Below are 11053 nucleotides of genomic sequence, written 5' to 3'. Positions count from 1 at the left end.
TCATCTACTGCCATGATTCATATTGCGATGACTCGACTCATGCTCAAGCGTGCGGCTAGATTCTAACCGTTTTGGAAATTTATTAGACGCCCTCTTAAGACCTTCCGACTTTTTTTGTCATCACATTCAGCCTTTAGCCCAATGTCTTTAAGGATTGGATTTTAGTTAACGTAATCATTTCAGACTCGTACTTTTAGTACGATTGCTTCTTTTGTATGAATGAGCGCATCCACCTCTTTGTGTTTACCGTTGTTTTCTAATTTTCCAGCTGCCTTTGAGGAGCTATTTAGCCGTGAGAGCTGCGCTCTGATTTTCGCGCAGCACGGTCCTCGCGGTGGTGGGCAAGCCAAGTTAAATGGCTGGGAATGGTTGATGTCCAGGGTCTACCATGAGTTGGCACGTTCGGGTACCTTCTCGTCTAATACCAAGGCGGTATCCGGAGTGCGCATTTCGGACAGCGCGCTCAGCCAGCGGGCCTTGTCGATTGGCGAGAAGCTGATCGAAGAGATACTGCCTATCGCGCTGCGTCCGTTAGCCGACCGTGAGCGAGATGCGCAGGCCTTTTATAATGCATATCGGTTGGTGGCCATCGACGGGACTCGTTTCAATTTACGTAATACCGGAAGCATTAATGAACAGGCTTCAAAAGTGGCTTGCAACCGCGGTAGCGGTGAACCTGCTTTCGCGCATTTGCTGGCAGTTGTCCTCGTGGAACTGGGTATGCACCAACCTTTGGGCACCCGTATAGGCTGGCAAGGCGAGGGCGAGTTGACACTCGCGCGGCAACTGTTTGCGGCGCAGGACCTCCCCGAGCGCAGTCTGCTTTTAGCCGACCGACTGTTCGGTTATCCTTCGCTGATCTGGGGACTCTGGTCAATGCTCCGGCGCACACACAGTCACGTTCTGGTTCGGATAAAGTCTAATCTCAAAGCCAAGCGCACGCGGCAACTCGCGGATGGTTCATGGCTGGTCGAAGTCAAAGCGGTTGATCCATCCACACGCAAGAAGATGGGTGTACTCGAACTACGTGAGATCTATGGTCGAGTCTGCTATGAAGACCAGAGTGGTCACCGTTCGTGTCTTCAAATACGCTTGTGGACGAGTCTGCTCGATGACACCACCAGCGCAGCCACAGAGCTGATCGCCCTTTACGCCGCACGCTGGAAGGAAGAGTTATTCTTCCGAGAACTGAAAAGCCACCTGCACGCCCGCGGAGAACTACTTGACGCACTCACTCCGCAAACCGCAGCCCAAGAAGTGCTTGCGATGCTCTTAGCGGCCGCGCTGATAGCCAGGCAGCGCCAAAGCGTCGCTTCTGTCGCAGGCGTTGAGCCCTTGCGCATCAGCTTTGCCAAGGTTTTGCACAAGACAGCCGCACTGTGCGAGCTACTGCAAGTCGGTGCAGACTTGATTACCCCGCAAGCGCTGGCTCAGTGGATCCAGCGACTCTTAGATGATCTTAGCTATGATGCCGTTATTAAAAAACGAAGACCTAGAACTTGCCCTAGAACCCTACGACAACCCACAAAAGACTGGCCAAAAACTAAAGTTGCCCAGTCAAAACGAGTTGTTAAAACTATACAAGTCACCAATCCTTAAAGACATTGGCCTTTAGCCCGCTCATACGAAACTGACTTTCTACTTTCTATAATGCGATACCGCTCCAACAAATAAGCGCCACTAGCACCAATCAAATGACCAATCCGAGAACAACAAGAAACCTTTCTTGTTGCTTTATTCTGTCACCTGGATAATCATTAGAACAAACTGTATTTCTGTTTAATCAATAGGTGAACCTTTAGCATCTCCATGAGTTCTACACACATCCCTCACATACCTGGCCAAAAACGCGTGCCCTTACGCACGAAAGTTACCTGGGGATTTGGTGGTCTAGCGGATAACTTTATGTTCAACACCTTGACCGCGCTCGGCACGCTGGTCTACGTGCAGCACTTTGGCTTGAGTCCAGCGCTGGCGGGCATGGCCTTGGCCTTTCCGCGGTTAATCGATGCCTTTACCGACCCGTGGATTGGCAACTTGTCCGACAACCTCAAAACAAAATACGGGCGTCGCCGCCCCTTGATGTTTTTCGGAGTCATTGCCTGCGCCCTACTGTTGCCCCTATTGTGGACACCGATGGGAGCAGAAACCGCGCAGAACCCATGGTTCAGTAATATCCCGTTCTTTTACATCGTCACGATTGGCAGCCTGCTTGCAGTCGCCTATACACTGTTTGTAGTTCCCTATACTGCGCTAGGTTTCGAGCTCACGCCCAACTACGATGAACGAACGCGCGTCATCGTCTGGCGCATGTATATCGGGCTCATCGGGTCAGTCTCCGCCGGTTGGCTCTTTCGGCTCGCAGCCGCAGATACCTTTCCGAACTTAGGTGAAGGTGCTTTCTGGGTCACAGTCGGGGTGGCTGTTATCGTATTAATCTCCGGTCTGATTCCAACCTTTGGCTGTAAAGAGGACCTTGAAATTGAAACGCAAGAACCGATCAAACTTTTGCCCGCGATCAAATACACGATGACGAATAAGCCCTTCGTCATCTTATTCATCGCCTACGTGACCATTATCGTCGCGCTCTTCTCGGCGCAAAGCATCGCCCCGCTACTGATGTTGCACTATGTGTTCAATGGCAGCGAAAAGGCAATTGGTGACTTCACGGGATGGTTCACAACACTCGCGGTTGGGTTATCTTATGTCAGCATGTTTTTCATCGGCTATCTCTCGACGCGCTTCAACAAACGCTCGGCCATGTTAGTCGGCCTATGCTTTGTTCTCCTCGGGACCATACTTAATTTCTTCGCGATCGATCCACGCTGGCCATGGGCCCTCTACGTAGTCGGCGGCATCACCTTCATTGGCATGCAGGGTTGCTGGCTGATGATTGACTCGATGGTGGCCGACGTCTGCGATGACGACGAACTCGAAACCGGACGCCGCCGCGAAGGCATGTTTAGTTCCGTCAAAGGCTTCGCACTCAAAGCGGCCCAAGGCATTACTTTTGGGCTCGGTGGTTACATGGCAACGGCGGCAGGCTACGACCCACAGGTGGTCGACGCCTCTGGCTTGGACGAAGCAACCGCCGTAAAAATGAAAGCCCTACTCATCGGCTTTCAGTCACTCGGCCTGGTACTTGCGATCTTTCTAATGTGGTTCTACCCGATCAGTCGTCAACGTGCCGAAGAAACGCAGCGTTTACTTGAAGCCAAAGCGGGCAAAGACACATAGCGCATACCGAGACACAACGCCACAGGGCAAGATGCCCTGCTTCCTAAACCGGAACAAGGGCATCCCTGCCCTTGAATCACCTTTCTGACTCACAAGTCAGTGCTTCGTTCTCATACAAACTAAACTGCGAAGGATTCAGTTTCGCTTTTGCTGGATTATTACGGATATAGCGGACACAACGTTCAAAATGAGTCCGATCGCGAATCAAGCGATCCCAATAGCCCGCACTCCAAAATTCACCAGTATGCTTCGTTGTCTTCATAATCTGCTGCGACGAATAACTTTTCCATGTATGCAAAATATCTTCCAGCAGGCAGCCACTCAAAGGTTGAAATAAAATATGCACATGATTGGGCATGATGACGTATGACCGAACAGCATGACGCTCACCTTCAAAATGCGAAAGTGCTCCCTCGACGATTAAACGAAACGTTGGGTCACTGAGCGCACACGATCCGCTGCCCTGATCCAACCATCGCTCAATCCGCTGCGTAAAACGCTCACGGTATTCGGCACGCGTCGATGCATCCCAAGGCAACGGGTGTTTCTCGAACCAAATCCTGCGCTCGGATGACCAAGCGCGCAAAACATTTTCAGGTAGAGAGTCCGCCATGCGCCATGTAACAAAAACAAAAGCCTCCCCTTGCTGCCAGTGCGGCAGATTCAGGCCGTGCTGGTCGATGTACGCATAGGGGTTGAGAAACTCACTCATCTAAAAGTGGATGTTAGAAATTTAGAACGCGAACACCAGCCAGAAATTAGAGTCGCCACTCGCAGCAGCACAGGGCAAGGATGCCCTGTGGAGCTAAACCGGAACAAGGGCATCCCTGCCCTTGAATGCGTCACGCTACGGCTCTGTCACTTCGACCTTGTAAAACGCGCGACCATGCAAGCTGGGATCTTCGAGACTAAGTGTGCCGTCCGTGGCGATCGTCGCACTAATGTCCACTTCGAGCCAATCAGCATCAGTCAAATTCAACTTGCGCAAGAGTCGATAGACTCGCCCCGCCTTGGCATTCACATCAACCACAAACGCATCACTTAATTTTTGCACCTGGGGTGCCAACCGGTCGCTTGCATTCTTGGGATGAGTGCCGGCGATATACTCGAAATAATCCGAATCGCCATCCGCATCGCTATCCGCATTTGGATCGGCTGCCATGTCACTACCGAAGTGCTGCAATTCCCAATCATTCGGCAATTGATCGGAGTCGATATCCTCGGGTTTACCAGGGTAGCCGATGCGCTCCTTAGAAACGATGAATTGATCGAAACGCGCATGCTCATCCTTCTGGGCATTCCAATGATCACCACTACTGCCGCCAAAGAAGGTGCTAAAGAATACCCATGCGATCTGCGCGCTGGATGTGCCCGCATCTCGAAAATCAAAGCCCGGATATGTGGCGGCTTTGACGCCGTCAAACCAACCTTCAGCCAATCCGTCCTGTTGCCCCGGAGTATTTAACTTCATGTGAATCTCGATATGATGCCAGCGTCCGGGAACGAAGATCGCTTGAAAACCTTCGGTATTCCACCAGAAACGATCGCCCGGATCGTTCAAATGCTCGGACGGCACATGAATATAAAACTCGGCCCATCCGTTCTCGCGCCACATCAAGCGCCCCGACCACTCATGCGTGCGATCGTCGAAAGACACTGCCCCTCCGAGCCCGGGCAACTTACCGCCCAGCACAAAGTCAAAGTCAGGATCAAAGCGCAACCAGTAGCTAAAATACAGTTCATCGTATTCGCCTTTTAAATCAATGAACCATTGCGCACCACTGCCATTCGACTGCTTACCGCCTTCCGGATAAAGCACCCGCACGGATTTCCCGCTACCATTATAAGCAATCGTATCGTCCACTTCGAGCCGACCTTCGTCGGGACCGTTCGCCCACTTGGTGCCGGGCCACAGGGCTTTCCATTCACGATCAGTCTGTGCACCTGTGGGAAAGTCATCGACCGTTTCATAGAGCAACACGGCTGCATCGACTGGTGGCGCATCCACTTCGTCGAGCGCATAGCCACCATACTCGAGATAGAGCCGCGCCAGTGCCCCCGTAAAAGCGGCGTTATAATCCATCGCCACTTCGTTGCGTTGATAGTCGCTGCGATCATCCACATAGGCATCGTCGATTCCAGGACCACCGACCAAGGCACCGTAGAGCACGTGTTGGTTATCGTTGGGGCTATCAATGTCGTTCGTTGTCGAAGCGTGGGCATTGCGATGATGCGGATTGATCGGCGGGTTGACACCGAAGCCACAGACGTAGCTGCGATTCTGTGGGTTACTGCCTAAGGCGTAGTTGATTTGCGCCTTCGCAAAATCTGAATAACGCGCATCGAGGTCGTTGACTTTATCGGCATACACCAAAGCACAAAACGCAGTATTGGCGGCGTAACGCAAGGAGCCCCACTCGTCCAGCCATGCCAAGCCGCCTGGCGTATAGTTCACTTTTTGGCCATTGATACCGATAGTCCAGTAATCGAGCCAACGTTCGGCATCGGCTTTATAAGTCGCGCCGCCATCCAAATCCGCAAGCAAGACGTAGCAACCATAGGATTTATTATCCCAAGAGAGGCTCCAGATAAACGGCTGATTCCCTGCGCCACCACCGAGCATCGCATACTCGCTCTTTGCTTTGTTCAGCCAGGTGGCATCTCCTGTCGCGCGATACAACCAAAGCGCGCCCCACACCAATTCATCCTGATACCCGCTCCATGAGTTATAAAAACTCGCGGCGTTCGTAATCGATTCGCTATACTTGCCGCGATAGGTATCAGCGAATTCGTAAAGCGCCACGGCGTGATCGATCAGTTCGGCGGCGTAGTCAGGATCGTCGATGGCAACCAACATCGAGATCGCCGCGAGCGACGCAGCCGTCTCCGCAGCGAGGTCCGACCCAGGATGGTCCACATCGATTTGATACGCGGGCCGCGCCATCGTCATACTTTCGGCACTGCCCCAATACGCGTGATCTACATCCCCGTTCCCGACTTGCCCATAAAATGCCGCCGTCGATCCATCTTCATTGCGCACGTGACACTTGATCAAGTAATCCGCCCCCCAACGAAGTTGATCCAACAGGATCGAGACTTGTCCCGTTTCGGCATAGGCGGACGGATACTCCACCGCGCCCCAAGCGAGCATAGTTAAACTATACGCCATCGGCAGTCCGAACTTCACATGATCGCCCGCATCATAAAACCCACCACTGAGATCCAACGAAACATCACTGCCATCGCTCACCGCGGAATCCCCGCGCCAAGCGACTCGAAAATCGACAGGCAAGTCACCAGAGCGCTGCACATCGTAAAAGAACAAAGACTTCTGAAGCACTTCGGCATAGTTATAGTCACCCGTCTGCGCTTTACCAAGCAACGGCCCCGATCCATCGTTATCAACATCCGCGACACTCACGCGGGGTTCAAACACTGGCTCCCAGTCACGTGTCACCAAACCACCCTCTGGCAAAACTGGCTCCGAACTCGTGCGAACGATAAACCCGAAGCTTTCGAACTCCCCCGGTGCGATGACTCTGTTATAGTATTCACTGGAAAAGGCATACACCCGATTATCAACATCACTTTCCGAAGCTTGATAGAGACTCTCCCAATTCTTATCGAGCGTGCCGTCCAGTTGTAAGGTCACCAGCCACGAGTTCAGCGCCACAGCGGAATCATTGGTGATCGTCGCACGTGCTTGATAACTGTTGCCGTAATCTTCAACGAGTTCAACGCTGACCGTCTGCCCATGGAGCGCAGCGCCCAGCACCCAAGTAAATATGAATAGAGGGTGCGTGCAGAAAACACGACGCCACCAAGCGATCGCATGGGTTGTAAACATATGAGTTACGGGAATGAAATCTCAACCATGTAGAACGCCTGATCGAAGCTGCTGGAGTCCGATAAATGAACGGACTGATCACTACCTAAGGCGCCGAGGCTATCAACTTGCACCCAACTCGAGTCAGTCAAATTCAGCTTGCGCATCAGTCGATAGCGACGACCAGACTTGCCACTAAAGTTCAGCTCAAAGGCCTCCCCATCGGTGTAAACAAAGGTCGAAGTGAAGCGGTCACTGCCATCTGTCGGATCAGTCCCCGCGATATATTCACTAAGATTACTCACGCCATCCCCATCGGCGTCCAACATGGCATCCTCACTGGCCAGCGGATTCAAATTGTTGGCGAGTTCAAAGGTGTCGGGCATGCTATCCTGATCACCGTCGCCATCGCTAAAGAGGATCGTATCAATCGCGAAAACAACGCCCGACTGATTGCTCGGATCCAAGCGTATATTTTGCAAGCTAGTGCCATCCCACTCCGCATTTCCCGCGAGCGGTAGGCGCAGCACTTGATACGAACCGTCGCCCATATAGCTCGCGCTCACCTTACGCGCCGCACTGAACGCGGGCGTATCGGTCGTACCCCAAAAGAACTCAGCCACTCCTGAAACTGACGAGCGAATGCGCAGCAGCACGCTGTCCACCCCGTCGGCATCGAAATCGACACCGCTCTGCGTCAACACCGAATCGTTGCCAGTCGTCGTGCCCTGCAAAGCGCCACCGATCACATAAGTGCTAGCGATGTCCTTGGTAAATTTCCACCCTTCGCTATCACCGCCCACATCGAAGCGATACGCTGGTGCTTGACGAATCGCACGACCGTCTGAAATTTCAACAAAATCGATTTCAAAGCTCTGCCCATTCACCGATCCATTCAGCGGATCCAAGCGTAAAGCAGTGACCGTTTCACCATCCCACTCGTCGACATCCTTCAAATCAAAGACCAGCGACTGAAAGGCCCCGACTTCGGTATAATCCAAAAGCAGCGAACGTGCCGCTGCGAAACCGCCCGCGCCCTCGCGGCCCCAGAACAATTGAATCGGTGCGACGACACTCGCTTTCATTCTCACTGCCACTTGCGTATGCAGTGTTCCATCCAGCGATAAGCCAGTGATGTTGATCTGCGGATCATCTGAGCTCGCAGTGCCCGTCAGGCTGCTGCCGTCACTGGTCAAATCAGTCACATTATTTCCATTCCATCCTTCCGTATCGCTGGCCGTATTAAATTCATAGCGTGTATGATAAACCGTCTCGATCACACGACTGGTCGCAGTGAGCGCGTTGCCATCATCGGCGCTGAGGCTTGCCCAATAATCGCCGCCCTCAGTCAAAGTCGCTCGTGAGATTTGACGATGTCCGACATAGGTCTGATACACATTGGCCACACTGGAACCATTCGTGAGATCTACACTCAACCATGGCTCATCCGTGCCCGAGGAACTGGGATCAAGATCAATCACCCCACCTAATTGTTGCGCACTCATAACTGATAAAGCAGTTGTGGCCGCGAAGCTCGTTTGCAACAACGACAACTCGCTAAACTCCCCAGCTACCGTTGTGCTCTCGTGACCGCTCGTCACAAACATCCCGACACGTGCTACGCCTGGTAACGCGACCGTCAGCTCTGATTCAATGGCGCTATACGTCACTCCATCGGACGAAACAAATGCCGACACAGTTTCGCCGCGTCGTTCTAATTTCAAATACACTGGAAAGCTTAGTCCCAAGCCGGCATCGCTGCTAAGCTCCGCATACCACCCACCATCACGACGACCTAAGGCATACACCGTGCCGTTCGGCGCAAACCCGACAAATGCGGCGGCATCAGTCGCGCCCGGTCCTCCGCGCACCATCAGTCCCGCACGGGTCGGGCCCGATGCATCGGTCAGCGAGTCGAGTCGTGCGATCCAATCAAAGTCGCCCGCCACAGCCTTCCACACAAAGCGGCCTTCATCGTAAGTCTGCCCCTCTCCGACGCCGACACCTTGGCCAGAACCATTCACGGTAAAAACACCCGCGGCCTCGCTGTGACTACCGACGACATTAACCCTGCCCACATCACTCGAAATCCAATTACCCGTCACCGCATCACTGCTCGTTGTCGGCAACTCACCGGGCACAGTCACTTCAACTGTCAAGTCTGTCGTGCCCACCGAAACACCGTCCGTCACCACTGCGCTTAGGACATGCGTGCCCACTGCTTCGAATGTAATCTCTGTATCAGGCGAAGTCACATTTGAAAAAGTAACTGGAGCGGGCCCAGACTCGAGTTCCCAAAACATTGAAGTGCCCCCCCCCGTGAGCAATCCACGCGTGCGTAAACTCTGTCCAGCGGGGATCGAGATCTTAGACGACCAAGGCCGCTCAAAGCTGACTCCGAGCGAACCGCTGACATAGCGTTCGCGCAAACTCGTGAGTAAGCGATCCACTTCATGTAGTTGCAGTTCTCCCGTGTAGAGTCGAATCTCGGCAATCTCTCCTTGAAACCCACCGACCGCGTTGGTCTGGCTTTTTCCTAAAACCAAGGAGCTAACTGCTCGGCCAATGTTAAAGTGATTCGCCGCTTGCGTGGTCTTGGACTGCGCCAAGCTATCCACGAAGAGCTTCATGTTACGCTCATCGCCCGCGTTATCCAACGCGATCTCTGAACCATCCCAGGTCGCGACGACCACATGCCACTCCCCCTCCGCCGCAGAACCGTTGTCCGTGTCTCCGCGAAAGAGCGCATCCACCGAACCATCGAGGTCCTCGATACTCCAACCAAAACGACCATTCGCCGCCATGGAAAGCCCCCATCCGAGATCACTGCCCGCAACGCTCGCATCCAACAAACCTGCGGTGCCAAAGTCATCCGTTTCTAGCCCCGCATTACCACCGCTCGACTTGACTACGATCGCGAGACTCATCGCCGTAGTGCCATTAAAAGGATTTTCCGCGAGTGATAGCCCCAGTGCATCATCACCATCCAGACGCACAGATGCCAAACCGGTTGGCGATGCGCTAACCACAAAGACAGGCGCGCCCGTGCCACCGTCACTGGCATTCGAAAAACTGAGTCCGTTGAGACGATCCGTCCAAGTTGTCACCGTGCTCAAGTTCGCGACTGAAGCCTCTAGATCTTCCGCCACCCAAACCGCCTGCGGCGTAAGTGCTTGCGGATAAGCAAATTTCAGTCCCGACCTAGCCAGCATGGCAGCGCCATGCGTGCTTAGGCGACCATTGCGATAACTCCCATCCTGCGGGCCGCTCACGACACTGGCATTGAAGTATCGGCCACGTGAATACACATAGAGTGGCCCCCCACTGTCCCCTTGCCCCGTGCCGCCCTCAAAGCGAGTCGCATATTCATTTGGGCTAGTGACATTAGGGTTGTTATAATTGTAATAAATATGCTGAGGAATGATCGATGCCTCATCAAGGATCGTTGAAATAATCCGCTGAGTCATTGCACGAAACTGATTGTCTAAAGTCGTATTTACTCCCAGTGCCCCGGAAGTGCCTCGCCCAACTTGCCACCCCAACTGCTCATACTCGTCGAAGCGATCGTAAGGTGCCACCCAAGCCACAGCGGCTGTGATCGGCGTGTCCAAGTGAATGAGCATGACATCGTCATAGCCACCATCGCCCGATTGCACACGGTAGGCCGTTCCCGCCACCGTGGTGGAGACGCCATTCGTTTCATAAATCATCGTCACGCGCTGCTCGTCTTTGAGGCTGATACAATGAGCCGCAGACACCGCCCATTCGCTATTGAGCATCGCCGCCGAACAACCGCTGACGTAGGCCTTGCTCTCAAACTGCGGCAAGTCACCCAGCGCCAAAGCCTCGGCATCCGTCATCCCCGGATGGCGCAACACCGCATGCGCCGAGTGCACAAAACAAAAGAGCAAACTGAGCACTGCGAAACATGTTCGAAAGTTTTGAAAAGAGCGAAACATAGAGTTCATATAGAAAAAGTGACGACCACCA

Annotated in this window: 5 protein-coding genes; 2 read left to right on the top strand and 3 right to left on the bottom strand. The window is 53.3% G+C overall.

Annotated features, from left to right (window positions below; all coding sequences use genetic code 11):
* Window positions 1-219: 219 nt before the first annotated feature.
* Both QEH59_RS15735 and QEH59_RS15730 read left to right on the top strand, forming a co-directional pair.
* On the top strand, window positions 220-1599 hold the full coding sequence (locus QEH59_RS15735; RefSeq protein WP_308986339.1) for an IS4 family transposase: 1380 nt from the start codon (window positions 220-222) through the stop codon (window positions 1597-1599).
* A gap of 210 nt (window positions 1600-1809) precedes the next feature.
* Complete coding sequence (locus tag QEH59_RS15730; RefSeq protein ID WP_308986338.1) at window positions 1810-3237, top strand: MFS transporter; 1428 nt, start codon at window positions 1810-1812, stop codon at window positions 3235-3237.
* Between the two features lie 76 nt (window positions 3238-3313).
* Here QEH59_RS15730 and QEH59_RS15725 read toward each other — a convergent pair whose 3' ends face one another.
* The 3 genes from QEH59_RS15725 to QEH59_RS15715 form a co-directional block, all read right to left on the bottom strand.
* Window positions 3314-3949, bottom strand: coding sequence for a transposase (locus QEH59_RS15725; protein WP_308986337.1), 636 nt, complete (start codon window positions 3947-3949; stop codon window positions 3314-3316).
* A 135-nt stretch (window positions 3950-4084) separates the two neighbouring features.
* Window positions 4085-7084, bottom strand: coding sequence for a glycoside hydrolase family 9 protein (locus QEH59_RS15720; protein ID WP_308986336.1), 3000 nt, complete (start codon window positions 7082-7084; stop codon window positions 4085-4087).
* Window positions 7085-7089: 5 nt separating this feature from the next.
* Window positions 7090-11031 carry a trypsin-like serine protease gene (locus tag QEH59_RS15715; protein WP_308986335.1) on the bottom strand — a complete coding sequence of 1314 codons (3942 nt, stop codon included), beginning with the start codon at window positions 11029-11031 and terminating at the stop codon, window positions 7090-7092.
* Window positions 11032-11053 lie beyond the last annotated feature (22 nt).

The organism is Thalassobacterium sedimentorum (genome assembly GCF_031127905.1).
GTDB classification, from domain to species: domain Bacteria; phylum Verrucomicrobiota; class Verrucomicrobiia; order Opitutales; family Coraliomargaritaceae; genus Thalassobacterium; species Thalassobacterium sedimentorum.
This window is presented reverse-complemented; position numbering and strand designations above follow the sequence as displayed.

Excerpts from the sequence above, each read along its gene's own strand:
- QEH59_RS15735 (WP_308986339.1), top strand. The coding sequence starts at position 220 with ATGAGCGCATCCACCTCTTTGTGTTTACCGTTGTTTTCTAATTTTCCA.
- QEH59_RS15730 (WP_308986338.1), top strand. The coding sequence starts at position 1,810 with ATGAGTTCTACACACATCCCTCACATACCTGGCCAAAAACGCGTGCCC.
- QEH59_RS15725 (WP_308986337.1), bottom strand. The coding sequence starts at position 3,949 with ATGAGTGAGTTTCTCAACCCCTATGCGTACATCGACCAGCACGGCCTG.
- QEH59_RS15720 (WP_308986336.1), bottom strand. The coding sequence starts at position 7,084 with ATGTTTACAACCCATGCGATCGCTTGGTGGCGTCGTGTTTTCTGCACG.
- QEH59_RS15715 (WP_308986335.1), bottom strand. The coding sequence starts at position 11,031 with ATGAACTCTATGTTTCGCTCTTTTCAAAACTTTCGAACATGTTTCGCA.